We start from the raw sequence: 24,712 nt of genomic DNA, 5'->3' as shown, positions 1-24,712 counted from the left end.
GTATGAAGGAATTTGCATTAAATCTCTCAGCGTTATATTCCGCCTTTGATGCCGTTAAGGAAAATCACGGTTGTGCAGGCGCGGATGGTGTTACTATCGAACGTTATGAGGGAAACCTTGATCTGAATCTAAGAATTATGCGCAAGGAGCTTACGGAACAAACGTACTTTCCTCTCCCTCTTTTAAGAATCCTGGTTGATAAGGGAAACGGAGAGGCCAGGGCATTGTGCATCCCTTCAGTGAGAGACCGGATAGTACAGGCAGCCGTATTGCAACTCATTGAACCTGTTCTTGAGAAAGAATTTGAAGAGTGCAGCTTTGCCTACCGGAAAGGCCGTTCCGTAAAACAGGCGGTTTATAAAGTCAGGGAGTATTATGAACAGGGTTATCAGTGGGTTGTGGATGCAGATATCGATGCGTTTTTCGATAGTGTGGATTATTCATTGCTCCTGTTAAAATTCAAATGTTATATTCACGATCCATGTATTCAAAACCTGGTAGGGCTCTGGCTAAAAGGTGAAGTATGGGATGGAAAAACGGTAACCACATTAAAAAAAGGGATTCCGCAAGGTTCACCCATCTCCCCGATTCTTGCAAATCTGTATCTTGATGAATTCGATGAAGAACTTACTCGTAACGGATATAAGCTTGTGCGATTTTCAGATGATTTCATCATCCTTTGCAAAAATTCCGGAATGGCAAAAGAATCACTCAAATTAACAAAGAAAATATTGGAAAAACTTCTTTTAGAACTGGATGAAGAACAGGTGATTAACTTTGACCAGGGTTTTAAATTCCTGGGAGTTATTTTTGTAAAGAGTATGATCATGGTGCCTTTCGACCGGCCAAAGAAGGAACGGAAGGTGTTGTTCTTTCCAAAACCATTAGACCTTGAAGTTTATTTTAAGCAAAGAAAGCAAGGGAAAATATGGCAAACCTCTACCTGACTGAACAGAATTCCATTTTACGGAAAAGCGGTGACCGGTTAATTATTGAAAAGGATGACAAAGTGCTTCTTGAAGTGCAATGCCATAAAATAGACGCCGTTCTCATATTTGGAAATGTACAGTTTACCACACAAGCGGTACACGAACTCTTTGAGCATGGAATAGAAATGGCTATTCTCACGAGAACAGGGAAACTCATTGGACAGATAACCTCCCCTTACACCAAAAATATTACCCTTCGTGTTCAACAGTTTAAACAATATTGGAATGACGACTTTCGGCTGGCTTTTGCAAAAGTAATTGTTTGCGGGAAGATACAAAATTGTATACAACTGGTACGGTCGTTTTCGTATAATCACCCCCGCAATAGCTTTGATGTAGAAATGGACGACCTTTCCCTGCGATTAAATGAAGTGGAATCAGCGGCGAACATCAGCCAGCTTTTTGGTATAGAGGGAAATGCCGCCAGGGTATATTTTACGTCTTTTGGGAAAATGATCCTTTCTGCATTTGCTTTTCCAGGACGGAAAAAGTACCCGTCAACTGATCCCGTGAATGCATTGCTTTCATTAAATTATACGATGATTTTTAATGAAATATCCTCGCTCCTTGACGGGCTGGGCTTTGATCCTTATCTTGGATATTATCATGGAATTGATTATGGCAGATCTTCCCTTGCGTCTGACTTGATGGAGGAGTTTCGTGCCCCCATTGCAGATCGTATCACCCTGAATCTTATCAATAACCGGATATTTTGCGAGGAAGATTTCTATGCTAATCCGAGTACGGGAGGGGTGTATTTGAAACGAGAGCCATTGAAACGGTATTTTGTGGAATATGAAACAATGATAAACAGGGAATTTCTTCATCCGCAACAAAAAGAAAACACCACCTTCAGAAAATGTTTTCGCATACAAGCGGAGAATTTAGCGTCTCATATACAAAATAATATTCCTTATACTTCATTTGTAATGGAGATATAACCAATGTTTTATTTGGTTTCCTATGATATTCCGGAAACAAGAAGAAGGACAAAGCTCGCAAAAATCCTGGAAGACTTTGGCGACCGGGTGCAGTATAGTGTATTTGAATGTATTTTGGATGAGAAGCTTTTAGGCAAAATGATAAAAAGAATACAGGAGATTATAATCGCAGAAGACGACAGTATCCGTATTTATTCTATTTGTGCCGGGTGTGAAAAAAGGATAGAAGTAATGGGAAAGGGAAAGGTCTCAAAGATTGAAAATATATACGTAATTTAAAGTGTGATAAGCATTTAGCGGATTTTTAAAACATAGCTAAAAAGGGGGTGGTTACAGGAAAATCATAATCGATTGTGTTTTAAGAGGTTAAGACAATTTTTTAATGGAAAGGATGAAAATTTCGATGTGTAATGATTACAGATTGTGGAGGTTACAGGAAATGGCCTTGCAAGTAGTTGTTAATTCTAAAGTTACATATGCCGCTGTGGAAATCATTGACCTGATGTAGAAGGGATTGAGACGCTATGTTGCCGGGTGCTTTAGCTACTATCGCAGGTGCTTTTGTGGAAATCATTGACCTGATGTAGAAGGGATTGAGACGGTAAATACCTCGTTAACGCCGTCTAACATATTAATACGTGGAAATCATTGACCTGATGTAGAAGGGATTGAGACAAAAAAGTATCCGTGCGCGCGCACGATACAACTAAACGGTGGAAATCATTGACCTGATGTAGAAGGGATTGAGACAGTGTCTTTTGCCCTCCGACCAGCACCTCCAGTTTGCCGTGGAAATCATTGACCTGATGTAGAAGGGATTGAGACGTCGCAGTCCTTGTTACTAAGCCACGCGTCATTCCACGTGGAAATCATTGACCTGATGTAGAAGGGATTGAGACAACCTTGATTGAGAATGCTTGATGAGGAGCATACCCATTTTGTGGAAATCATTGACCTGATGTAGAAGGGATTGAGACGGTCATTGTTACCGGGAATAGCTCATCGCCGACACAATTGCGTGGAAATCATTGACCTGATGTAGAAGGGATTGAGACTCCAAAGAGCAGCTCCTTATGTACTTGATTTTGTCGGTGGAAATCATTGACCTGATGTAGAAGGGATTGAGACGCTTCAATTAAAAGGGCGAGGGTCACACCTTGATTGGTGATTAATTTGTTGATAATAAAAGGCAATTTTTATATCTTGGCTGCCATGACAAGGCCATGGCGCATAGAATTTGAAGGGGACTTACTATCACATCTTATCACGGGGAAATGAGCGAAGGAATATTTTCCATGACAATGACGATCGTATTTCGTTTCTCGATATTTTGGGAAACATATAGGAACGGTTTGAGGTTGAAGTATATGCCTATGTTCTCATGGATAACCATTATCATTTACTCCTCAAAACCAATAAACCCAATATTTTTCAATGTATGCAATGGTTTGGAACTACGTACACGCACCGGTATAATTTAAAACACAAGCGAATTTGGCACCTTTTCCAGGGACGATTCAAAACCTTTCTTGTTGAAAAGGATGAATACCAGATGTGTCTTTCCCGCTATATACACAGGAATCCTTTACGAGCCAAAATAGTCAGGCGGTTGGCAGATTATCCGTGGAGTAGTTATCCCGTGTGTGCCTATGGCAAAAAACCACCAAAGTGGTTGCTTACAACGTCAGTTCTTTCCCATTTTGAGTAACTATTCAGCATAAACATCACACGACTCCCGGCAGGTTCAGGTTTGCAAACCAATGTCATTAAGTTAAGCAACCTGCCAGAAAAGTATCCCTTAATAAAGGGGGAAAAAGGGGGGGTTGTTTTTAATAAAATAATTCTCAACACCTTAGTTATTTGAAAAATTCAAGGGGATATAAAAAACAATGTAGCCCCTTTGGGTGCGGTCTGTTTGTAGCGCAATAAAATTCAACAGGTAAATAGCTCCGTAGGAGCGGCCTGTATATGATTGACAGGAAGACAGGCCGCTCCTGATTATAGAGACAGGTTTCAAACCTGTCTCTACGATCTGTTATGGTATTCTATCTACAAACAGGTTGCTCCTACGGAGCTTATCGGTAATACGTTTTTTTTAAAACCAAAGTGTTACAATAATTCTTAACGGATGCATTCCCGTGAAAAAAACCGCTCGCTCCCAAAGCTCCGGCTTGGGAACGGGATTGTTTGAGAAGCTCCAGCTTCGAATGGAAAAGGGAATGAACCCATGATGTCAGCTTGGAGGCTTTTCAGTATGTTACCCAAGATATTTGGAAACCTCTTTTGAATCGAATAATACACGAAGCTTCGCTTGCCGGCTAAATGGAAGCTAGAGCTTCCAACGCAATTACGTTCCCAAACCGGAGTTTGGGAACGAGCATTTTTGTTTTCCAAAAATCAGGAATGCTCCCGTAGGAAGTGATATGTGGAAGAAAAAATTGTTGTATGAAGCGCAATGATCTGCTGAAGCATTTACGGCCGCAAGGATGTGAATTTATCAAGAAGGTAGTCATCATTAGTGGTGGTGGAATCCAATTCAAAACAAACGATCGTCTGTGCCGCGGCATACAGAAATCAACAATACCCAGGCAAGAAAGACATGCAATGATCTTGTAACTATTCAGCGTAATTTATTAAACTATCGGAGATCAGAACGCAATTGCACTGGAAACTTTGTTTCCAGTGAGGGTCTGACTTGACAAATTACAAACTGTTTTAACCCTGTGATTTTATTCCCTATCTATCCGCAAACATGCGAGAAACCGGAGTTTCTCGAACAAATGCATTCCCAAACAACAGGAGCATTCCCGATTTTTTGTAACCGTTTGTGTGATTGGGGCAAAACAATGCTGCAAGCCTGTCCCCCGCTGGCGGGGGATTAAGGGGGTGGAATTGTCTGCGAAGGAAATTCGGGAGGTTTATAATATGAATAGCCATAAATTTTTCTTCTCATTCCTACGTTCTGCGGGAATGCATGTCACGAAACAGGATAAAATTGTCCATCTGACCAGTCTGCTGGGCGTGGGAAAGAGGGTCAAATTTATTTTCATAATAAAAGGGGTAGTTGAATCGATGGAGAAATACAGTCCACCCCCTGCACCCCCGCCAGCGGGGGACATAGTTTGAACAACAGGAGCATTCCCGATTTTTGGTTAACTAATTGTACAAGGAACAGCCCCTTGGGCATTTACAACGCCAACAATATCAATCCCATTATATGCGAAGAACCCTTTTACATCGTCTCCAGCAATTTCATATTTAAAATCTCTGCAGATCAGATTTATTCCAATATTTCATTAATCTCTTTTTCAAAATCCTGTTCTGATACATAGCCGATGTGTTTGTTAACTTCTTTTCCGTTTGTATCGTATATAATTGTTGTTGGAAATCCCAGTAAACTAAATCCTGAAGTAAGATCCTCCCCTGCAAGATAATTTGTATATGTTACGTTCCATTTTCTTAAAAATGTCGGTACTGTTTGATCACCGTTTTCATCGAAAGCAATCCCAATAATTTCTATCTTGCCATTGTATTTTTTTTGTAAACTGCTAAATCCTGGCAATTCTTTTCTGCAGTATGGACACCATGTTGCCCACATATTTACCAGAACCACCTTCCCTTTATTGTCAGAAATAATATTTTCCAAATCATCAAGATTAATGCGGCTAATTTCATTGGCATAGGTTGTTTCACAGCATAAAAACAACATCATTATAAATAATACATTGCGGCATGCACGTTTAAATACGTTATTATTCACCGTCCCCCCCTTTCATAGAAGCATAAACAATACAATTTAAGTAATTAGCCTTTGTAACGTTTTTCAATAGATTCAATTTTCCCTACTCTTCTCTTGTGACGTTCTTCTCCGTTAAATGTGGCGCCTAAGAATGACTGGACGAGTTCAATGGCTAGTTTTAATCCTACTATACATGCGCCAAGCACAAGTATGTTCATATCATCATGTTCCACGCCCTGGTGAGCAGAATAGGTATCGTGGCAAAGCCCGGCACGAATACCAGGAATCTTGTTTGCCGCAACAGAAGCTCCAACACCACTACAGCAAATCAAAATACCCCTATCGGCGCTCCCATCTAGTAATTTTCTGCCAACCGCTTCTGCATAATCAGGATAATCTACCGGTTCTGTACTGTATGTGCCTACATCAATTAACTGGTACTCCGGTTTATCAAAATGTGCTATAAATGATTTCTTTAACCATAAACCGGCATGGTCGGATCCAATGGCAATTTTCATTTTATCGTCACACAAATAAGGTTTTCAAAAGATGAATAATAAGGATTTATACATTTTAAATAAAAATTCGTTGCAAGGTGGCACGGTCAAACAAGTTTGTCCGTGCCAATCCGCCCTAATTGAACGTTTAGGAATTTCAATATTAATGTTTTTTAGTTCAGTATTGGTTCCGCATTATCATAGGGAAATTCAGGGTCAATACTGCTGATTGAACGTAAGATGTTCCACCATATATTATCCGGGCTAGGATAGAATACCATTTTTTCAGTTGCGGTACCCACCGTCCAGCACTTCGTCTCAATTTCAGATTCAAGCTGTCCGCCCGACCAGCAGGCACAGCCAAGATAAAGACGAAAAATATTATCCGATACATTTTTACGAGACATAAACGCATTGAAACATCCTTGATTTGAACCTAAATAAACCCCTTCACATATTTTCACACAATTATGTGTTTCATTTTTAAAGTTGCCGTGAAGATAGAACATATTGTTTGTATCGACAGGGCCTCCAAAAAATATTTCTTTATCCTTTGTCTTGGTATTGGCAGAAGAAACAAATATTTCCTGTCCTTTTTTCCCTAATGTTTTGTTTAATATTAAACCCAATGTCCCTCTTTTGCTATGTTCGCATATTAGCACTACTGTCTGCATAAAATTCGGATCGGTGCCCTGCGGATTAGCAATAAGTATTGATCCCTTGCCAACATCTATTTCCATTATCCATAACTCCTATTTATTCCTATAAATAAATATCTGAATTTCTGCAATCTTGTATTACATGGCAACCTGAAAACTACTGACAGCGCAAAAATGAAATAAAACTGACAAATAGACTAATCATTCTATGGTATGTTTTAGAGAAATACAAAGTATTTATCTATATTCATTCATGGTTTATTTGTAGTTTAATTATAAGATTCAGCGCAACAGTTTAGTTTTAAAAATTCCATGAATTGCCGCTGCTGAACTATCCCAATCGGGAATACACTCTATCTGTTAAGCAAACTGTTACGATTCATCTAAAAAAGCGTAACACTTTAGTTCTATGAAAAAAACGCTCGTTCCAAAGCTCCGCAGACTGGGTCAAATGAAAACATTTATGGCTTAAAAAGGTCACATAGGTGAATAAGAAACTATCTTCAGCCAAACAACCGTTCACCAGGTAGTCGTTGTGTGCAGGTTTTAGCCAGACATAGGTGAAATGACGTAAGTGTTTATAAATCAACAAATTAAAGTCAAAAAACCCTTGACTATCTGTATGGTTTATGCTAACATAACCACTTGTAAAATAAAGAGATAAACCTATTTTACGGTTTGTTTTCATCACACATGATTGCATTAAACTAAGGAGACAAGGGGAATATGGCATATATAGTCAAACAAATAAGGTTTTCGAAAAATTTACACCTCCCAGTCCTCTCTATAAAGAGGGAATTAAGGGGCGTGCTTGTATAGTATGCTTAGTCAAATAAATCTGTTTTTTAGAAAGCCATTTTATTGCCAAATTCCTAAAATCATATTTGTTTGGCTATATTATAGGGAATAGAGATCAAAATACACTTTTTCCACCGGTAATACAAGATTATGTGGGAAAAGAAGATCCTGTGAGGGCGTATGATGCGTTTATAGAGAGCTTAGACCTTCAGGAAATGGGTTTTGAGATCAATGCGTATAAAGCCGGTGCGCATGAGTATCATCCAAGGGCGCTCTTAAAATTAATCGTATATGGATATGCCTATGGGGAAAGGAGTTCCCGCAGACTGGAAAGGGCGTGCTATCATAATCTATCCTTCATGTGGTTAGTATCCGGTATAAAACCTGATTACCGTACGATATCGAGATTTCGCAGAGAGAATAAAGAGGCGATAAAAAGCAGGTGTTAAATCAGAATGTAAAATTCTGTATAGAGATTGGATTGATAGAGGGAAACACCTTGTTTATATCGGATGTTCACCCCTGCCAAAACGCATAAGTGCTTAATACATAGTTTGTTAAGGCTGTATTTTTAATAAATATGTAGTCACTAATATATTGTTATTATACGACAATATACTTGACTGATAATGGTTGTTATCTGTACAATGGTGGACATGCATATTGTAGAGAACAAGTCAAAATCCGGTAAAAAAATCTATCGATCTACCCTTCTGCGGGAATCGTACCGTGAGGATGGGAAGGTCAAGAAACGTACCATTGCGAATCTGTCGAATTGCACTCCCCTGGAGATTGAAGCGATAAGACTTGCACTCGCACATAAAGACGATCTCTGTGCATTGGGCGCATTGTCAGAATCGGTGAAACTCCATGAGGGTTTGTCTGTGGGAGCAGCGTGGAGCGTGTACCAAGTGGCAAAGGAATTAGGGATAGAAGAGGCATTGGGAAAGGACTTTGAAGGAAAGCTGGCGCTTTGGCAAGTAATGGCAAGGGTAATAGGCCAGGGGTCAAGACTGTCTGCAGTAAGGCTGGCGCAGATACATGCTGCGGGTGACGTCCTGGATATGAAGCGTGGGTTTGACGAGAACAATCTGTACGATAATTTGTCATGGTTGTCAGAGAATCAGGCAAAGATAGAGCGAAAGCTGTTTGAGTTAAGATGCTAAGCCCCACAATAAATGAACCTGGAATTCTCAGATTAAGTGGAATTAATATATTGAGGTAAAACGGATTTTAGCAGATAGACAGCATCTGGGAAAGAGGAGTTGGAATCTACCATGACGATGTCGATGGTATTAAAGTTTTTTTTACAACGGAAACACCTGGCGAGGTTCGTATTTGGGTTGGTGGCGGAATTAAATTCAGAACAGAGAGGGCAGAGGAAGCGGAAATAGCCTTCGGAGTATTTATGAGGTATGGAGAGGACATCAGCGATGAGTCGATCGATGGGGATATCGTTTCGTAATGAGCGCAAGAGTTGAGGGGAAAAGAGACGGGCCATGGTAGACCTCCTTAAAAAGATTGAATTTCAGCAAGAGCCTGATGGAAGATATCCTGGGTAATTTTCTGTGATTGTCTGATGGAAGCGTTAATCAGGCAGGCGGTGGAAATGGCGTTGATTTGCCTTGGGATGCCGGCGGAGAACTCATGGATCAGGTCTTTGACGTCTGAGTCAAAGATTTTATCGGATGCGCCGGAAGATTTCAGATGGAAGTCTATGTATGCAGCGGTTTGAGTTTTAGTAAGGGGATGAATGTGGTAATGTACCGAGATGCGTTGTGCGAAGTCGGCATGGATGTCTCTTTTGAGGATATATTTGAGGTGTTCCTGTCCCGAGAGGATGATTTTGAGATGAGTGGAAGAATCAAGCGGAGAGCTGACAAGGAGTCTGAGGTCTGTGATGGCGTCGGTTTTCAGGAGATGAGCCTCGTCGATAACGATAATGGGAGTGAGATTTGAGCGCAAGGATTTATCCATAATTTGGAGGAAGAGCCGGTCTTTGGTGTGTTTTGGTATTTCACCGAGCTGGGAGACGATTAAGGAGAGAAGGCTGGATGATTTTAGGTGGGTAAAATGGAGGTAGATGGGGAGAAACAGGTTTTGGGGGATTTGTGAGAGGAAGAGTTTGAGGAGTGTGGATTTTCCGACTCCCGTCTGTCCGTAGAGGACGGCGATAGAGCCTGAGTGTAAGAGGTATTGGAGTCGTGCAAGCCCCTGGGTAAAGCGTTCGTCTTTCATGATAAGGCTGGTGTTGATTCTTTCAGAGAACGGCTGAGTAGTCATGGAAAAATGAGAAGTAAACATGGTTAAGAGACCTCCTTTTTCGAGTAAGCGATTTGTAATTCACGAATGATATAGGGTAAGGTTTTCACGGAGGCATTTTGGAATGCCTCCGTGAGCAATGATTCGTTGAGAGCGGGGATACGGTTGTAGCATTTTTTAAGCGATTCGAGTTCATGAGAGCTGAAGGCGGAGAGAGAGCCTTTGTGTCCCATGAGGAGTGCGAGTTTCTGGACGAATGCCATGAATGGCCAGGGTCGTTCGGAGATGATTTGGTGGTAATCAATGCCTTTGGCCTGAGCCTGGAGAATGGATTTGTGTTTCTGAGTGATAAGGTCGAGGTAATTATGTTTTGGTTTTGAAGGTGAGGCGGCTGGAGTTTCAGCGCCCTGGTCGCGCAGGTAGAGATTTCCCGAGCCGAGGTATTCACCGTTTGCGGAATAGATCAAGACCTTTTTGAGATCGCCGTATGGGTCGTAACGGACTTCTACTTTATCGCCTCTGAGTTTGGGGTCAACACGGTAAAAGCGGTTATCAATGCGGACATCGGCAAAGGTTCTGTCAACGGTTCTGGGGATGCGTTTCATGAAGAAGGCAAGAGCGGCGTCCATATCGACGTGTCGGATGACGGTAAGCCCCTCGTCGTAGCGTTGTTTTGGAGATTGATTGGTTTCGGAGTGGATTCTTGCGTGATAGACAACGGCAAGGTAAGCGGAGAAGGCCTGGTTAATGGCATCAAGGGTGATAATGTCGCCGGAGCGGACTTCCGACTCGAACTGTGTCTGGCTGGTGCCGAAGAAACGTTCGACCAGTCCGCCGGGAGCAGGGTCGCGTGGTGGTCTGTGGATGAGTTTAATGCCGAGGTTGTAACAGGCAGAGCGCAGGGCGTCAGAGTGGTAGACCTTGGCATTGTCGAGGTAGAGTTCTTTGGGCGAGCCGTGGATAGTCCAGGCCCTGATGAGAGAATCGATAAGGATATCGAGGGTTTGTTTGAGATAATACCGTCCTTCGACCACATAACGGCTGTAGCAGTCGATAAAGAGACAGAGGTTTGTGGGAAGCGCCTCGCCGTCAACGAGCACGAAAGGGCCTTCCTGGAAGTCGCCAATCCAGAGGTCGTGGGTATGCTCACGGCTAAGAGCGTATACGCACCTTTTGCTGTGAGACGCCGAGTTTGAGCCGGGTCGCCCCTGCGAGTCTGAGATGGCGGTAGAGGGTGGATTTGGGGATCGTTTTCCCATAGTATTTCTCAAGAAAGCGGTTGAGGCAATCGTCGCTGCGGCGTGGTTGTTCTTTTTTGAGTTCAACGGCTTTGTCGATAATTTCAGGAGAAAACCTTCTGGATGCGCCACGGTCGCTCCTCGCCTTTCTTGCAAGAGATTGAAATCCATCTTTGCGGTAGCGGTTGAGTTTTCTCCTGAGGGTAGAGATAGTGGGTCTTTTCCGCTTTCCGTTGGGGAATACGACCTCCTGAAGGCAGAGTTTTTTCAGAAAAAGGTTGGTCTGCTCCTTCTCAATCTCACCGAAGATGACAGGATGCAGAAGATTGCACCAGAATAAAGCCCATTTTTCGTCTTTCGATTTCATAATTCACCTCCTTTTTTAAGTGTGGAGGTGATTGTAACTCAAGACCAGCCGCTTTTTGTTGCCAGTTCGGGGAAAAATGAATGCCCAAAAATTCGGTGATATTCCGGCTCGGCGCTGAACAATTGAATCGATTGATCGAGGGAGGTTTTTCGTTGTTTGCTTTTATACTTTCCGTGGTAAATGGGAAACATTTGGCGAAAAACCGGAGAGTTGGGGTCGGCCTGCCTGATGAGGTCAAAGGCGTTGCGGAGTGTGTATTTCAGTGAGCCAAAGAAACGCAGCCACCTCCAAACGGTTGACCAGGCAAGCATGCGGTTGTCTATTTCCTGTGTTCGGGTAGTATATCCGATGGCAGAGGAGACACTCCGGTAGGTTTCTGTATCATCTTTGACATAAGCCTGACTGAAGGAGAGACAGTGATCCTTTACGTACCGCTTGTAAGGGAGCGCATACTCAGGATAGGAAGTAAACGTCTTCTTGCACAAGGAACATTTCCAACGTCCCAGGAAAGATTCTATCGTATGAACAAGGGAGTCGATAATAACGTGAAACAACCGATATCTGCATTCATGAAGGGTGAAATTGACATGGGTACTCTTGCACTTTGGACAAAAGCATGGCTTCTGTTTTGTCGCAATAAGCTTTTCATGCTTGTGGATTTTTTCTATAATATTCACGCACTGCCTCCTTTGTATAGGGGGGAAATGGGCAGGAGGATGAAGTTTCCCAACGTTCGGTCCTCCTGCCCTGAGTTTTTTATGTTCCGGAAAAATCTTACAAAACTTGTCCTCGTGAAAACGGGGAACTGGGAAGTAAACCGCCGTTAGGAAGTTTGGAAGTGGTTTTAACCCCTTCCAAACTATTTAATGAGGCTTTACTCCGCCTTACGGACGGAACTTCTTTCTAACGGGGTAAACGATGTATTTTTCTTAACGTGAACAAAAAATCAAGTGAAATACTTACGCAGGATAAAAAAAAGGCGGGGTAGCTGGGTAAGATTTTTCAAATCATTTGCTGGGTATTAGACTCAAATATTCTGAGACTAATTGGGCATTTTTGGAGCATTTATTCTAAGACGTAGCACACATCGATACCAAAATTCAGCCTGTTCCCATCCTGGCTCCCCTTTCACCTCATTCCATTTCTGCCCTTCAAGCAATCCTTCCAGATTCTTCAGCTTTACCTTAATCAGATATCCCGCCAATATTGACTCAAGGTATTCAAGTAATTCTCCGGTAAAAAAACCGCTGTCTCCCCGAAATACCACCCTTACCCCCTTATTCATGTACGCCATACATTCCTTCATGAACTCTACTACTCCGTTACTCGTGTAGGCGCTTCCACAGCGGAACCAACTATGTAATACCTCCTTTGTTTCTGCAATAAATGCCATTAAGGGATGATACGCCTTCTGCCCCTTCTTGTGCGGATTATATCCTACCTCTGCACCCTCCTGTTTCCCATATACACCATCTACGGTAGAATCAACATCTATCCATACTTCGCAAAGAGCACTCCTGAGTTTATGGCCTGATCTCACCGCACGCTTCCATATCTTTCCCCTAAACCGGTGGATCACCCCCGTCAGTTCCACTATATCTCCCTGACTCGCCAGCTTCATAATACGTCCTATCGTAGTATCTACAGGTACCTCTTTCCACCCGGACATCTTCTTCAATACCTCATCTGTACACACCTTCATCACCTCTACCATCGATGTCGCCCCTGCTATCAACCCTATCACTACCATTTGTACCGCATCGACAAACTGATACCGGGCATTTGCTCCACGATCCTTATGGACCGCTTCATGGACTCTCTCCCGGAACATCAGCTTACCCATAAAATTCAATACCGGTAAAAGCCCTGCATGTACCGTTAACCCAACTTCGACAAATTTATCCTGAAAAAGGCAAGAAATTGAGCATGTAATAGTCGTAACCTATTGGTATGGTTGAATGTTGCTTTCGGCGTTTAATGTAGTGCCTGAATATTATTGTTTATGCTTGCGGCGCCATTGCTTACATGGTAAAATACCGGTGTGTTTATCCGTGAAAAGATCAAAAAAGTGAATGGCGGGAAGAGCTACATACAACACCAACTCATCGAATCCATTCGCACCCCTTCAGGGCCAAGACAGCAAATAGTCTTAAACCTTGGGCAGCTTAGTCTGCCCGAGGAGAAGTGGAAGACCCTTGCCAATTGCATTGAAGGATTTTTAGCAAATCAAAAAACGTTGTTTCCTCAAGATCCTGAAATAGAGGCGAAAGCAAGGCATTATGCCAGCCAGATAAGACAGGAGCGGTTGGACAGGGCGCAAGAACGTATTACCGGCGGTGAATCAGCAGGGGAAGAACCTGCTCAATACGAGCACGTGAATATTAATTCCCTGATAACAAATGATGCAAAGACCGTAGGCGCCGAACACGTGGCCATAAGCCAAATGAATGAATACGGGTTTGATAAGATATTGCAAGGGCTTGATTTTACAGATGACCAGATTGCCTATTCCAAGATGCTCATTGTGGGGAGAATGGTTCATCCCGGCAGCGAGCGTGATACCGTGCGATGGCTTTCTGAAACAAGCGGGGCGGGAGAGCTGTTGGACTCAGGGGTTAAACTGTATGATAAAGCGCTGCATCGCGCGGCAGTCTTGCTTTGGGAGAATCATGCCGCCATAGAGCAAGAGTTGTCAAAGCGGGCGCGAGAGATATTTTCCCTTAAAGAGACGGTGATTTTATATGATTTAACAAATACCTATTTTGAGGGTAGCAAAAGAGGGAGTAAGGTGGCCCGGCGCTACAAATCAAAAGAGAGCCGTAATGATTGTCCGTTAATTACGCTATCCCTTACCGTTGATGAAGAGGGATTTCCCAAGCAGAGCAAGGTTTTTGAGGGCAATGTGTCGGAGCCTGGTACCCTAAAAGATATTTTGGATGGATTAAAAAAAGAAGACGGTATGTTTTCAAATGATAGAACGATAGTTATGGACGCAGGGATAGCAACGGAAGAGAACATTGCGCTTATCAGGAAGAGTGGCTATAAATATGTGGTCGTCTCGCGCAAGAAATCTTTTGAAGATACTTTTTGGCCTGAAACGGACGAAGAGAAGATTATGTTATCAGACGGGAAAACAACGTTGGGCATGAAATTAGTCCGTACTGAAGAAGAGGCATTCCTTTTATGCCACAGCGAGGCAAAAGAGGCAAAAGAGTCAAAAGAGAAGTCCATCCTTTCCCTGAAAGAACAAAGGTTTGAAGAGGCGCTCTCGGCAATAAAAGAAGGATTAGAGAAGCCAAAAAGACAGAAAAAATATGATACGATCATAGAGAGGATAGGCCGGTTAAAAGAACGCTACAAGGTGGGCAATTTATATACGATCAAAGTGGAACAGACGGATGGCAAAGCGACCGATATCAAATTTAAGAAAAATGCTCAGGCGCAAGCAAAGGAAGAAGCCATAGGCACGTATGTATTACGGACAAACCGACTTGATCTTAGCGGGGAAGAGATATCAAAGCTCCATAGGTCGTTGAGTACTGTTGAGGAAAGTTTTAAAACAATGAAAGGCAACCTTGGTTTACGGCCAAACTTTCACCACACAGATACCCCAACCATTGCCCACGTGCATGTCACTGTATTGGCCTATCACATACTTGCCGGGATATTAAAAAAGCTAAGAACCGCAGGGGTTCATTATAATTGGAATACGATTCGTAATATCCTTGCCACCCATATAAGGGTAACAACGACCATGAACACAAAGGACGGCTGCGTTATTGACGTCAGAACCTGCACAGCGCCCACGGAAAAGCAGCACACGATTTACAATAAACTACAAATTAAACATACACCATTAGGCAGAAAAAATATAAAATCACCCATGAAAACTCAAAGATGTAGTGCCGAAAAATGAAGGACTAAAGTCGTATCACATTGGCAATAAAAGAGATACGATTTCTGCTTGTCGAAGTTGGATTAAGACTGTGCTCACTACCTTATGCCGTGCGAGTTTGCGTGCTCTTCTTTCCTCAACTAGGTAAAGTCGGGCTAAGAAATAAATATTATGAAGATAAGAGGGGTGAAGGGGATGTATGTGGTCTGTGAAGAACATATTGAAATCGCGATAGATGAATTTGTAAATGTTTATGAAGTGCCACCGGATATTTATATTTTGGATAAGGGTTTTTTCTCAGACTGGACATCACCAAACCATTATGACATGTGTGATAATCCACCAAAATATTTAGTGGTATAGTATCTAAATTGTTTGTGAAAAAAAGATTAAACATACTTGACAAATTCTTCAAGAAGTTATACCCTTCACCCTTTAGTTAGCTATAATAGATACTAATCAAAACTATTTTGGATATTAATATAAACTAATTATTCAAGGGGGAATCATAATGAAGGCGTTTGCAATGTTAGGGATTGGTAGTGTGGGTTGGATTGAGAAAGAAAAACCAGTTGCAGGTCCATATGATGCAATTGTGAAACCAATTGCTTTCGCACCATGTACTTCAGATATACATACAATTGAAGGTGCTATCGGAGATAGAAAGAATTTAGTGTTAGGTCATGAAAGTGTGGGAGAGGTAGTCGAAGTAGGTAGCGAGGTTAAATATATTAAACCTGGGGATAGAGTGGTAGTACCTGCTATAACTCCTGATTGGAGAAGTGTTGAATTACAAGACACAGGACTTGGACAGCATTCAGGTGGGATGTTGGCTGGCTGGAAGTTCTCTAATATTAAAGACGGGGTATTTAGTGAGTATTTTCACGTGAACGATGGGGATATGAATTTAGCTGTTTTACCAGATGGAATTACTTTAGAAGCAGCAGTCATGCTTACAGATATGGTAACAACAGGCTTCCATGGGGTGGAATTGGCTAATGTAGAATATGGGGATACAGTAGTGGTTTTAGGAATAGGACCTGTTGGACTGATGTCAGTTGCAGGAGCTCAATTAATGGGGGCAGGAAGAATTGTTGGTGTAGGAAGCAGACCCGCTTTAATTGAAGCCGCTAAATTCTATGGAGCAACAGATATAGTTAACTATCGAGAGAGATCTGTAGTAGATCGAGTACTAGAGATGACTAATAATCGAGGAGCAGATAAAGTAATAGTAGCTGGTGGGAATTGTGACATTCTTATTGATGCAGTAAAAATTCTAAAGGCCGGTGGAGCAATTGGTAATATTAACTACTTTGGTGGCGATGAATTCATACCTATACCAAGGGAAGCATGGGGAGTAGGAATGGGTCACAAGGCGATTAATGGTGGATTAACTCCTGGCGGTAGAGTAAGAATGGAAAGATTAATTGAATTGGTCAAATACAGCAGATTAGATCCAGGAAAATTAGTTACCCATGTATTCTACGGATTTGACAAGATAGAAGAGGCTTTACAGCTAATGAAAGAGAAACCCGCTGATTTAATAAAGCCAGTTGTATTAATTGATTAACAGAAGCAATATCTCCTCATAATAAAATGGCATTATGTACACCGGTATATAGTGTCATTTTTTTGTTTAACTTTCATTACTTCTCAATCACTAAGAAAGTAATTAAATTATTAGTCTTTGGCGATACTAACTATATGCATTGAGGAGGTTGCTATAATGAGTGGCATTTGTGGGGTCAAATCTTTTAAAATGACATATTTGTCAACAATAGAGATTTGCCCCCCCCTTCGCTTCTCTTACTCTTGCGGATTGTAAAAAATTGTTTGTATCACATTTTAAAATCTTTGCGGCTTTCTTGTGAATATTTTCAGGGTTAGTGCCCCTTAATACTTGCCGTTTTTGAGGTATTTCAACATCAAGTTCTCTGCCAAATATTTTGACTTTATACGGTCAATCAACTTCCGGGAACTCAAAAAAAGACCATGCCGGAAATCTTCCAATATTTTTGTTTCTTCCCTGGAATAACTTTGTACCATTTTCCTATATGCCAGATACTTATTTTTTGTTTCTAAAAGAGAAAGAATAGGCTTTGTAAGCAACCATTCCGGTGGTTCCTTGCCATACATGAATTTAGAGGACACCATATTAAATTTACTATTTTATTTCTATATAAGTATTAGAGGACGAATATATGGAATTCTTTATTATATGGTTTTTTTAGGTGTTATTTTTGGCCTGAACCATGAGGAGATTATGATAAAAATAGCGTTTACTGAAGAAGACATAAAAGCATTAAATTATGAACGATATCATCATCCCCATACACGAGTGCAACGAAAGATGGAAGCGCTGTGGTTCAAGAGTCAAGGAGAGCCGTATAACAAAATAGCACAATTAACCGGAATCTCGATTAATGTTGTTACCCAGTATATCAAAGAATATCAGGATGGAGGTATAGAGAAATTAAAAGAGATCAATTTTTATCGTCCTGAAAGTAAACTCAGCGAGCATAAACAAACGATTGAGAATTATTTCCGCGAACACCCACCCGTGACAATGAAAGAAGCAATTGGCGTAATAGAGAAGCTAACAGGGCTCAAGCGCAGTGAAAAACAAGTGGCGAAATTTCTCAAGAAGATTGGTTTACACCGTCGTAAAGTAGGCACAATTCCCTCCAAAGTTAATGTTGACGAGCAAGAAGCCTTTAAAAAAAACGTTAGAACCCTTTCTCAAAGAAGCCGAAGAAGGGAAAAGAACCGTATTCTTTATTGATGCGGCTCATTTTGTGTTAGCCCCTTTTTAGGGTGTCTTTGGTGCTTTGCCAGTGTATTTATCAAAGCGCCTTCCGGAAGGCAACGGTTGAATGTCCTTGGAGCGTTGAATGCAATAACCCATTAACTGATTACCATAACCAATGAGACTTACATAGATGCTCAAAGTGTTTGTGATTTACTATGGAAAACTGCCTGTTTAAATTTAGCGATGCCTATTACCTTCATATTAGACAATGCCCGTTATCAGAAGTGTACCGTTGTTAAGAATCTGGCAGCACAGTTGCATATTGAGTTGGTTTTTTTGCCCCCGTATTCACCGAACCTCAATCTTATTGAGCGGCTTTGGAAATTTGTCAAAAAACAGTGCTTATATTCAAAGTATTATTCAGAGTTTGCAAAATTTAAAAACGCTATAATGGACTGCTTGCAAAAAAACCATTCGCAGCATAAAGAAGAACTTGCTTCGCTATTGACACCTAATTTTCAATACAATATACTCCTCAAGCTTGGTAAGCCCGATGAAACCGAATGGGTGGTTATGCGTATGCACCCGGCAATGTGTGCAGAAATTATCGGGAACCATCCCGGAATTCTGCGCCAGACAGCATGCATACTCGCGCTAACTCACCACAAAAAATGGGACGGGAGTGGTTACCCCAAGAAGCTCAGGGGCGAGGAAATCCCGCTGTCTGGCAGGATTATCACCATAGCCGATGTTTTCGACGCCCTGACAATAGATCGTCCTTCAAAAAGGCATGGTCTATAGAAGAGGCGGTGCGTGAAATAGGGGAATGCGCCGGGACGCATTTTGATCCTGGGCTGATTGAGACTTTCAATGTAGTGCTGTCTGAAATTCAGATAATCAAGGAGCAATACACTTATAAACACGGAGCATTGAACGACCTGGATTTTATCAAAAGCGTTGGCTAAACAAATGCCGATTTTGATAAATGACCTGTAGTGTGAAATGGTTCAGGTATTTTTTTCAGAAGACTTCGTGTCGGGCGGTGTTTTTAAAATTGTTGCAAATTGTTTAGGAGTTAATACGCCGCCAGATAGCAGTGCTTTAAATGCCTCTTCAACGGTAAGGTTTGTGTCTATCACCGCATCTTCTGTCGTATATATCAAAAAACCAGATGTGGGGTTTGGAGTGGTTGGTACAAAAACACTAATAAATATTTCTTTGCCGTTCTCTTTTACGCTGCCTGTTACAAAACCAATTGCTTTTGTGCCTTCTTTTGGAAAATCCAGTATAATAACACGTTTGAAAGCTTGTTTGCCGGGGAGGCTTACTGCGTGTACGATCTGTTTCACGGTGGAATAAATATTGTTAATAACAGGTGTTTTTGTTAAAAGGTTTTCAAAATAATGAATTATTGATTTGCCGATAATATTCGCGGCGAAGACACCTATAAAATACAATGAGGCGAATGTGAAGATAAGCCCGATGAACGTAATTATAAATTCATCGGCGGATGTTTTTGGCAGCTCAGCATCAAATAAAAGAAATATTTTTTTTATAAGTGGAGAAAGAGTCCCCCCAATAAAACTAAAGAGAAATTTTACAACAAAAAAGGTTACGTAAATGGGGATGATTAATAACAAGCCCGTTAACATCCTTTTTCGGATGTCTGTTTTTAATAGATTGAAAAATTTGTTTAATGTTTCCATACACGCCTTACTTTATCGAATTAAAAAGTTAAAGATTGCCATAAAATCGCCATAAGACCGGCAAAAATAAAATTAAAATCTGCTATCGTTTCCAGCAGCAATCCTTCCGTTATTATTCTTTTTTGGAAAAGATATTGATAACCGGAGGCATAAGCTATGCACGGAAGCAAAAAATATCCCAGCGTTGATATCCATCCAAGGAGTGTGCCTGCTATAAGAAGAGATGCCATGAAAAGGGTAATGCTAACAAGAATTTTTTTTGTGCGTTCTTTTCCAATTGCGATAGGAATGGTTTCTTTGCCCAAAATGCGGTCCCCCTGAATATCCCGAATATCAAGAACGACAGCGCGTATAAAAGCGAGACTGAATGCGAATGCAACCGTAATGGCAAGCGCCGGTATGAAGTCTCTCCGTACACCCAGAAAAGGAATTAAAGCGGTGCTTGCTGCCCAGGCGATGCCGTAGAAAATTTCTTTTGAACCCGGTATTTGCTCAAGGCTTCTGTACCGGATAAAACCTGAAAAACTCTTTGGTATAATTTGCAGCCGGTAAAAAATACCAAAAAGACTGGCGAGAAAAACACAAAAAAAGATGGATTTGCCGTGGTATAGCCCAAGAATTGAAGATAAGGCCGCTCCTAATATGCCTAAAATAACAAAAAGGACCTGCTTTTTTTCATAAAATTTTGCCCGCGCCGGCTCGTTGAGTGCCACGGATTCTTTGTTGGCAAAATGATTAAGTACCTGCATTGAAAAAATGAAAAGAGCGGCGATTATGCAAAAAATCAATCTTGGCTGAACACCAAGCAGCAGTGCACACGAATAACTCATGCTTGCCGCACCTAATGCTACATACGTGCAACTGCCTATTAAAAAATTAAAGATACTTTTTGTAGCAAATAAGATTTTTTGGTATTTATTGACCTTGTATGTTCTTACTTTGTCAACAACCCTTTTGATCATCCAATTTGGTGTTGATGCACCTGCAGTAACGCCAATGGTATTAAAAACTTTTAATTTATTGAGGTCTATTTCTGAGTCTGTTTCAACGTGAAATGTCGGAGTTCCCTGTGATTCGCATATTGTAACTAGCCGTGTTGTATTTGCGCTTCCCCTGCCCCCAACAACAATCATTGCATCTACAGATTTACAGAGATTCACTACTTCATCCTGTCTTTTGTAGGTGGAACTGCAAATAGTTTCAAAAGATTCTGAATTCGGATAACGTCTTTTTATTTCATCGATAGCCCTCTTAAATAAATGCCTGTCTTGCGTTGTTTGGGCGACAATGCATACCTTATCCATAGGGGGAAGTAGTTCTATATTTTCCATGTTTTCAACTACATGCCCTCTTCCCTCGGCATAACCGAGCAATCCTACCACCTCGGCATGTCCATTATCGCCGACAATTATCGTCGAATATCCCTGTGCGGCATATTTTTTGATGATAGATTGCACCCTCATTACATGCGGACAGGTAGCGTCGCATACTTTTGCGCCTTTACTTTCGATTTCCGCTCTTCGGGATGGAGTCACTCCATGCGCTCTGATGACAACGGTGCTATTCGAGAGGTCTGTAACATCATTAACAATGTGAAGGTCTCTTTTTTCAAGATATTCAAGCACTTGCGGATTATGGATTAACGGACCGTCCGTATAAACTTTAGCGCCAATATTTTTTTCATTCGCCGCATCGAGCAGGATATCCATTGCCCTTCGGACTCCCATACAAAAACCTGCGGTTTTAGCAACAAAAACTTTCAATGATAACTCCAGAAAGAAATTTAAACAATATTACTATATCAGACATAAACTCAAGTATGTTCAAGATTTATAATTTTTAAACAGAATTCTATCAATTGCAATATTGGTTGTCAATGATTTTAAATGAGTGGCGCTTTTGCTATTGAAATAATTGGAGATTTTAATTTCTAAATTATTAATTGACAAATTTATTGATAATTTATATACTTCGGCTTACTTTGATTTTAGGGCAGTCTGACCACTCAAAACAGCTTTTTTTGTATTAAATAGTGAAGATATTTCTATTTTAAGGAAGGAATTCGTAATTATGGTAAAGAAAATACGTTCGATGGCCTTGGTTTTTAGTTTGTGCAGTATTATATTTGGTTTTGTCTGCAGCTTGCATGCTTCAGAGAGTTTGGAAGATGGCATCTTATGGTTGACAAAAAATGCAGTTCGGGAGAAGTTTGGTACGCCAAATTACTTATATTGTGAAGAAGAACCTTTCAGGAGATACAGAATAGTTACTCCGGAGGAAGAGGACGGTTTGAAAAAAACTTTTTTGTATGATGTTCCGCTACACGATCTGTACTATTTAAAAAGAAATAATACTAATATAGAGTTAAGAATTTATTATGGTGTTGACAGATCAAATGGCGGGGAAACATACCGTGTGAGTGAATACTATGTGAACTTTACGGATGGTCCGGTACCTCTGGGAAAAATCTCAGAATTAATTCCTGAATGTCAACCAATCCATCAGTCTCCAAAAGTATTTCAGGAACATATGTTTAATCTTAACAACTACAGAATAATCTTTGTTACTGATAAGGTTAGTTCACTTACCAATCATTTCGGATCAATATTTGTTGATCCCGATAAGGATATAAAAGATTGGTCATTGACGTATGATGTTATTCTGACCGAAGGTGAATCCGAAAATGTATCGGTAAACAGTATGGTAAAAGAAATAATCGTGTCGGTAGATGGCGAGTACAGAATAGGGAAAACTAGGCATGTTTTTAAGACGAGACGCATTAATAATCCTTTGCAATAACATGACGGTTTAGAGAATTAAAATCTGGGATCATTGAAAAAGCAGTAATGATGAATGTCATTTCATTTATCTTGCTGCTTTTTCTTTTTAAGGATGATAGTGGCAAAAATAATACGGGGAGGGCGATAATTGAAAATATGTTGTATTGGCAGCGGTTATGTAGGTCTTGTGGCAGGCACATGTCTTGCAGATATGGGCAACGATGTTATATGCGTAGATTCTAATAAAGGCAAAATAGATAATTTGAAAAAAGGTATCATTCCTATATATGAACCCGGTCTTAAAGACATGCTGGAAAGAAATGCAAGAGTGCGGAGGATTACTTTTACAACAAATATTAAAGATGGCATTCAAAAGTCAGACGTTATTTTTATTGGGGTGGGAACACCATCCGACCTTAATAATTGCGCTGATATTTCCGCTATTATTTCGGTTGCTGAAAGTATTGGAAAATACATGAATGGGTATAAAGTTATAGTGAATAAAAGTACTGCACCTGTCGGAACATTAGAAAAAATAGGAAAAGTGGTAAAATCGTTTCAAAAAAAAGCAATAAGGTTTGACTTGGCATCGAATCCTGAATTTATGCGAGAGGGTGAGGCGATTAAGGATTTTACCAACCCGGACAGAATTGTAATAGGCGTGCAAGGCGAAAAGGCAAAAAAGATTATGGAATCGATATATAATGGTATTTCAAGAACAGATAAACCGATTATGTTTACTGATATAAGGAGTGCGGAGTTAATTAAGTATGCGAGTAATGCAATGCTTGCAACGAGAATTTCTTTTATGAATGAATTAGCGCAACTATGTGAGAAAGTTGGTGGAGATATAAAAGAAATTGCGAAGGGGACTGGATTAGATTCAAGAATAGGGCCACGGTTTCTTCAGGCAGGCATTGGATATGGCGGGTCATGTTTTCCGAAGGATGTAAATGCATTGATACAAATAATGAATGAGAATGGCATTGATGCAAAAATACTAACAGCGGTTAATGAGGTAAATGAACAACAAAAGAGGTCTCTTTTTGAAAAAATACAAATACTTGTCCCCAAAATGAAGAACAAAAAAATTGCTATATGGGGTTTGGCGTTTAAACCAAAAACAGATGATATGAGAGATGCGCCTTCTATAACGTTAATTAAGCAATTGCAGGAAGCGGGCGCTCAAATTAATGCCTTTGATCCTGAAGCAATGGATAATGCAAAGACTATCTTTAGAGGGATAAAATATTATGATGATCCTTATTCCGCGGTTAAAAACTGTGATGCTCTGGTTATTGTAACAGAGTGGAACGAGTTTAGAGACCTTGATCTTAAAAAAGTAAAAAGACTTTTAAAATGTCCAAATATAGTTGACGGAAGAAATATATACGAACCTAAGGATATGAAAGAATTGGGTTTTCATTATTTATGCGTGGGAAGATAATTATTAATGACCTTCAAGCTTCAGAGGAGGTATTATTGCGACATTTTATTATCTGACATGCGTTAAAAATATTTACCTGTTGTTTACTCATAACAGGAAGGCTGGCCTCCTTTAATAACAAGTCAAGATCGAAATGTTTTCCTAAACCGAGTTTATCCCTTATGGGTGAGATAATTTTTTCAAATCGGGAGATGAACTGATTATCAATACCGGCGTAATTTAAGATAAAAATATCCCCTTCCTTTTTGCAAACCCTTTTTATTTCATTCAAAGTGTGTATGGGTTCCGGTACTACGGTAATAACATGTGATGCGATGACTTTATCAAAAGTATTATTCCTGAAGGCCAGTAGTGATGCATCCATAGTAGATAAGTGCACGTTATTCAAGGTGTATTTCATTTTCTTCGTCTTTGCCCGCAGTAACATTTCTTCACTCAAATCTATTCCTATTATACTGATTCCCTTCGGATAAAGCGGCAATGACAACCCTGTACCAATACCTACTTCAAGAATGGTATCATGTGGTTCAATATCCATCATCTTAAGAGCAGTGCATCTGCCATGTTCGAATATTTTTCCGAAGAGCGTGTCGTAAACGTACGCATAAAGTGAATATATTTTTTTTAAGTGGTCGCTCATGTGTA

Annotated in this window: 24 protein-coding genes, 3 pseudogenes and 1 CRISPR repeat array; of the genes and pseudogenes, 14 read left to right on the top strand and 13 right to left on the bottom strand. The window is 40.6% G+C overall.

Annotation, left to right across the window (positions count from 1 at the left end; translation table 11 throughout):
• The first annotated feature begins 2 nt into the window (after positions 1-2).
• The 5 genes and pseudogenes from KSMBR1_RS00495 to KSMBR1_RS00475 all read left to right on the top strand — a co-directional run bounded on the left by KSMBR1_RS00495 (position 3) and on the right by KSMBR1_RS00475 (position 4,546).
• Positions 3-947 (top strand): reverse transcriptase domain-containing protein, encoded by a 945-nt coding sequence (locus tag KSMBR1_RS00495; protein WP_099323564.1) that lies wholly within the window; start codon positions 3-5, stop codon positions 945-947.
• Entirely contained in the window at positions 929-1,930 is a 1,002-nt protein-coding gene (gene cas1, locus KSMBR1_RS00490) for a CRISPR-associated endonuclease Cas1 (protein WP_099323563.1), read from the top strand. The genes KSMBR1_RS00495 and cas1 overlap by 19 nt, the downstream gene beginning before the upstream one ends.
• A gap of 3 nt (positions 1,931-1,933) precedes the next feature.
• Positions 1,934-2,209, top strand: coding sequence for a CRISPR-associated endonuclease Cas2 (cas2, locus tag KSMBR1_RS00485; protein ID WP_099323562.1), 276 nt, complete (start codon positions 1,934-1,936; stop codon positions 2,207-2,209).
• A 205-nt stretch (positions 2,210-2,414) separates the two neighbouring features.
• A CRISPR array of direct repeats spans positions 2,415-3,058; the repeat unit is 37 nt; unit sequence GTGGAAATCATTGACCTGATGTAGAAGGGATTGAGAC.
• A gap of 232 nt (positions 3,059-3,290) precedes the next feature.
• Positions 3,291-3,638: pseudogene (locus tag KSMBR1_RS22975) on the top strand (transposase); the annotation flags it as partial.
• Positions 3,639-4,375: 737 nt separating this feature from the next.
• Positions 4,376-4,546 (top strand): hypothetical protein, encoded by a 171-nt coding sequence (locus tag KSMBR1_RS00475; protein WP_197705296.1) that lies wholly within the window; start codon positions 4,376-4,378, stop codon positions 4,544-4,546.
• A 664-nt stretch (positions 4,547-5,210) separates the two neighbouring features.
• Here KSMBR1_RS00475 and KSMBR1_RS00465 read toward each other — a convergent pair.
• The 3 genes from KSMBR1_RS00465 to KSMBR1_RS00455 form a co-directional block, all read right to left on the bottom strand.
• Positions 5,211-5,690: a TlpA family protein disulfide reductase gene (locus KSMBR1_RS00465; protein ID WP_230408027.1), complete on the bottom strand. Its 480-nt coding sequence runs from the start codon at positions 5,688-5,690 to the stop codon at positions 5,211-5,213.
• 44 nt (positions 5,691-5,734) lie between these two features.
• Positions 5,735-6,187: a ribose 5-phosphate isomerase B gene (gene rpiB / locus KSMBR1_RS00460; RefSeq protein WP_099323559.1), complete on the bottom strand. Its 453-nt coding sequence runs from the start codon at positions 6,185-6,187 to the stop codon at positions 5,735-5,737.
• A gap of 152 nt (positions 6,188-6,339) precedes the next feature.
• Positions 6,340-6,906: a YqgE/AlgH family protein gene (locus KSMBR1_RS00455; protein ID WP_099323558.1), complete on the bottom strand. Its 567-nt coding sequence runs from the start codon at positions 6,904-6,906 to the stop codon at positions 6,340-6,342.
• A gap of 869 nt (positions 6,907-7,775) precedes the next feature.
• Between KSMBR1_RS00455 and KSMBR1_RS00450 the strand changes: the two genes are divergently transcribed.
• Complete coding sequence (locus KSMBR1_RS00450; protein WP_157775568.1) at positions 7,776-8,072, top strand: transposase; 297 nt, start codon at positions 7,776-7,778, stop codon at positions 8,070-8,072.
• Positions 8,073-8,252: 180 nt separating this feature from the next.
• Complete coding sequence (locus KSMBR1_RS00445; RefSeq protein WP_099323556.1) at positions 8,253-8,789, top strand: hypothetical protein; 537 nt, start codon at positions 8,253-8,255, stop codon at positions 8,787-8,789.
• 32 nt (positions 8,790-8,821) lie between these two features.
• Here the strand turns inward: KSMBR1_RS00445 and KSMBR1_RS22970 are convergent, their stop codons facing one another.
• The 5 genes from KSMBR1_RS22970 to KSMBR1_RS20545 are packed head-to-tail and all read right to left on the bottom strand — an operon-like array spanning position 8,822 to position 11,801.
• Positions 8,822-9,124 (bottom strand): CHC2 zinc finger domain-containing protein, encoded by a 303-nt coding sequence (locus KSMBR1_RS22970; protein WP_099323524.1) that lies wholly within the window; start codon positions 9,122-9,124, stop codon positions 8,822-8,824.
• Positions 9,125-9,135: 11 nt separating this feature from the next.
• Positions 9,136-9,927: an ExeA family protein gene (locus KSMBR1_RS00435; protein ID WP_099323525.1), complete on the bottom strand. Its 792-nt coding sequence runs from the start codon at positions 9,925-9,927 to the stop codon at positions 9,136-9,138.
• 2 nt (positions 9,928-9,929) lie between these two features.
• On the bottom strand, positions 9,930-10,985 hold the full coding sequence (locus KSMBR1_RS00430) for a Mu transposase C-terminal domain-containing protein (protein ID WP_230407994.1): 1,056 nt from the start codon (positions 10,983-10,985) through the stop codon (positions 9,930-9,932).
• A gap of 52 nt (positions 10,986-11,037) precedes the next feature.
• Positions 11,038-11,490 (bottom strand): helix-turn-helix domain-containing protein, encoded by a 453-nt coding sequence (locus KSMBR1_RS22965; RefSeq protein WP_164994994.1) that lies wholly within the window; start codon positions 11,488-11,490, stop codon positions 11,038-11,040.
• A gap of 38 nt (positions 11,491-11,528) precedes the next feature.
• Positions 11,529-11,801, bottom strand: coding sequence for a hypothetical protein (locus KSMBR1_RS20545; protein WP_131493604.1), 273 nt, complete (start codon positions 11,799-11,801; stop codon positions 11,529-11,531).
• Between the two features lie 105 nt (positions 11,802-11,906).
• Between KSMBR1_RS20545 and KSMBR1_RS00420 the strand changes: the two genes are divergently transcribed.
• Positions 11,907-12,317, top strand: a complete 411-nt coding sequence (locus KSMBR1_RS00420) for a hypothetical protein (RefSeq protein ID WP_099323529.1) — start codon at positions 11,907-11,909, stop codon at positions 12,315-12,317.
• Between the two features lie 257 nt (positions 12,318-12,574).
• Here the strand turns inward: KSMBR1_RS00420 and KSMBR1_RS00415 are convergent.
• Positions 12,575-13,375, bottom strand: a pseudogene (locus tag KSMBR1_RS00415) (IS1380-like element ISCku8 family transposase); the annotation flags it as partial.
• Between the two features lie 156 nt (positions 13,376-13,531).
• Between KSMBR1_RS00415 and KSMBR1_RS00410 the strand changes: the two are divergent.
• The 3 genes from KSMBR1_RS00410 (at position 13,532) to KSMBR1_RS00400 (ending at position 16,955) form a co-directional block, all read left to right on the top strand.
• Positions 13,532-15,406 carry an IS1634 family transposase gene (locus tag KSMBR1_RS00410; protein WP_099323554.1) on the top strand — a complete coding sequence of 625 codons (1,875 nt, stop codon included), beginning with the start codon at positions 13,532-13,534 and terminating at the stop codon, positions 15,404-15,406.
• A 150-nt stretch (positions 15,407-15,556) separates the two neighbouring features.
• Positions 15,557-15,748 carry a CxxH/CxxC protein gene (locus KSMBR1_RS00405; protein WP_197705295.1) on the top strand — a complete coding sequence of 64 codons (192 nt, stop codon included), beginning with the start codon at positions 15,557-15,559 and terminating at the stop codon, positions 15,746-15,748.
• Positions 15,749-15,896: 148 nt separating this feature from the next.
• Complete coding sequence (locus KSMBR1_RS00400) at positions 15,897-16,955, top strand: NAD(P)-dependent alcohol dehydrogenase (RefSeq protein ID WP_099323553.1); 1,059 nt, start codon at positions 15,897-15,899, stop codon at positions 16,953-16,955.
• 323 nt (positions 16,956-17,278) lie between these two features.
• Here KSMBR1_RS00400 and KSMBR1_RS00395 read toward each other — a convergent pair whose 3' ends face one another.
• Positions 17,279-17,539: a hypothetical protein gene (locus tag KSMBR1_RS00395; protein WP_157775565.1), complete on the bottom strand. Its 261-nt coding sequence runs from the start codon at positions 17,537-17,539 to the stop codon at positions 17,279-17,281.
• Between the two features lie 109 nt (positions 17,540-17,648).
• On the opposite strand from KSMBR1_RS00395, the pseudogene KSMBR1_RS21725 reads away from it, so the two are divergent.
• A pseudogene (locus KSMBR1_RS21725) lies at positions 17,649-18,935 on the top strand (IS630 family transposase).
• A 206-nt stretch (positions 18,936-19,141) separates the two neighbouring features.
• On the opposite strand, the gene KSMBR1_RS00385 reads toward KSMBR1_RS21725, so the two are convergent.
• Both KSMBR1_RS00385 and ispH read right to left on the bottom strand, forming a co-directional pair.
• Positions 19,142-19,840: a DUF502 domain-containing protein gene (locus KSMBR1_RS00385; RefSeq protein ID WP_099323551.1), complete on the bottom strand. Its 699-nt coding sequence runs from the start codon at positions 19,838-19,840 to the stop codon at positions 19,142-19,144.
• 20 nt (positions 19,841-19,860) lie between these two features.
• Complete coding sequence (gene ispH, locus KSMBR1_RS20540; protein WP_157775562.1) at positions 19,861-21,603, bottom strand: 4-hydroxy-3-methylbut-2-enyl diphosphate reductase; 1,743 nt, start codon at positions 21,601-21,603, stop codon at positions 19,861-19,863.
• Positions 21,604-21,910: 307 nt separating this feature from the next.
• Between ispH and KSMBR1_RS00375 the strand changes: the two genes are divergently transcribed.
• Both KSMBR1_RS00375 and KSMBR1_RS00370 read left to right on the top strand, forming a co-directional pair.
• Positions 21,911-22,639, top strand: coding sequence for a hypothetical protein (locus KSMBR1_RS00375; protein ID WP_099323550.1), 729 nt, complete (start codon positions 21,911-21,913; stop codon positions 22,637-22,639).
• Between the two features lie 129 nt (positions 22,640-22,768).
• Positions 22,769-24,067, top strand: coding sequence for a UDP-glucose dehydrogenase family protein (locus KSMBR1_RS00370; protein WP_099323549.1), 1,299 nt, complete (start codon positions 22,769-22,771; stop codon positions 24,065-24,067).
• A 13-nt stretch (positions 24,068-24,080) separates the two neighbouring features.
• Here KSMBR1_RS00370 and KSMBR1_RS00365 read toward each other — a convergent pair whose 3' ends face one another.
• Positions 24,081-24,707, bottom strand: a complete 627-nt coding sequence (locus KSMBR1_RS00365; RefSeq protein WP_099323548.1) for a class I SAM-dependent methyltransferase — start codon at positions 24,705-24,707, stop codon at positions 24,081-24,083.
• Positions 24,708-24,712: the final 5 nt, after the last annotated feature.

This window comes from Candidatus Kuenenia stuttgartiensis, from assembly GCF_900232105.1.
GTDB classification, from domain to species: domain Bacteria; phylum Planctomycetota; class Brocadiia; order Brocadiales; family Brocadiaceae; genus Kuenenia; species Kuenenia stuttgartiensis_A.
This window is presented reverse-complemented; position numbering and strand designations above follow the sequence as displayed.

What these genes read in the sequence shown, in the direction of transcription:
- KSMBR1_RS00455 (WP_099323558.1), bottom strand. Translation starts at nt 6,906, where the DNA reads ATGGAAATAGATGTTGGCAAGGGATCAATACTTATTGCTAATCCGCAG.
- KSMBR1_RS00475 (WP_197705296.1), top strand. Translation starts at nt 4,376, where the DNA reads ATGAAGCGCAATGATCTGCTGAAGCATTTACGGCCGCAAGGATGTGAA.
- KSMBR1_RS00395 (WP_157775565.1), bottom strand. Translation starts at nt 17,539, where the DNA reads ATGGTGTCCTCTAAATTCATGTATGGCAAGGAACCACCGGAATGGTTG.
- KSMBR1_RS00445 (WP_099323556.1), top strand. Translation starts at nt 8,253, where the DNA reads ATGGTTGTTATCTGTACAATGGTGGACATGCATATTGTAGAGAACAAG.
- KSMBR1_RS22970 (WP_099323524.1), bottom strand. Translation starts at nt 9,124, where the DNA reads ATGGCCCGTCTCTTTTCCCCTCAACTCTTGCGCTCATTACGAAACGAT.
- KSMBR1_RS00405 (WP_197705295.1), top strand. Translation starts at nt 15,557, where the DNA reads ATGAAGATAAGAGGGGTGAAGGGGATGTATGTGGTCTGTGAAGAACAT.
- KSMBR1_RS00375 (WP_099323550.1), top strand. Translation starts at nt 21,911, where the DNA reads ATGGTAAAGAAAATACGTTCGATGGCCTTGGTTTTTAGTTTGTGCAGT.
- KSMBR1_RS00495 (WP_099323564.1), top strand. Translation starts at nt 3, where the DNA reads ATGAAGGAATTTGCATTAAATCTCTCAGCGTTATATTCCGCCTTTGAT.
- KSMBR1_RS20545 (WP_131493604.1), bottom strand. Translation starts at nt 11,801, where the DNA reads ATGCTTGCCTGGTCAACCGTTTGGAGGTGGCTGCGTTTCTTTGGCTCA.
- KSMBR1_RS00365 (WP_099323548.1), bottom strand. Translation starts at nt 24,707, where the DNA reads ATGAGCGACCACTTAAAAAAAATATATTCACTTTATGCGTACGTTTAC.
- KSMBR1_RS00435 (WP_099323525.1), bottom strand. Translation starts at nt 9,927, where the DNA reads ATGTTTACTTCTCATTTTTCCATGACTACTCAGCCGTTCTCTGAAAGA.
- rpiB (WP_099323559.1), bottom strand. Translation starts at nt 6,187, where the DNA reads ATGAAAATTGCCATTGGATCCGACCATGCCGGTTTATGGTTAAAGAAA.
- KSMBR1_RS00400 (WP_099323553.1), top strand. Translation starts at nt 15,897, where the DNA reads ATGAAGGCGTTTGCAATGTTAGGGATTGGTAGTGTGGGTTGGATTGAG.
- KSMBR1_RS22965 (WP_164994994.1), bottom strand. Translation starts at nt 11,490, where the DNA reads ATGAAATCGAAAGACGAAAAATGGGCTTTATTCTGGTGCAATCTTCTG.
- cas1 (WP_099323563.1), top strand. Translation starts at nt 929, where the DNA reads ATGGCAAACCTCTACCTGACTGAACAGAATTCCATTTTACGGAAAAGC.
- cas2 (WP_099323562.1), top strand. Translation starts at nt 1,934, where the DNA reads ATGTTTTATTTGGTTTCCTATGATATTCCGGAAACAAGAAGAAGGACA.
- KSMBR1_RS00385 (WP_099323551.1), bottom strand. Translation starts at nt 19,840, where the DNA reads ATGGAAACATTAAACAAATTTTTCAATCTATTAAAAACAGACATCCGA.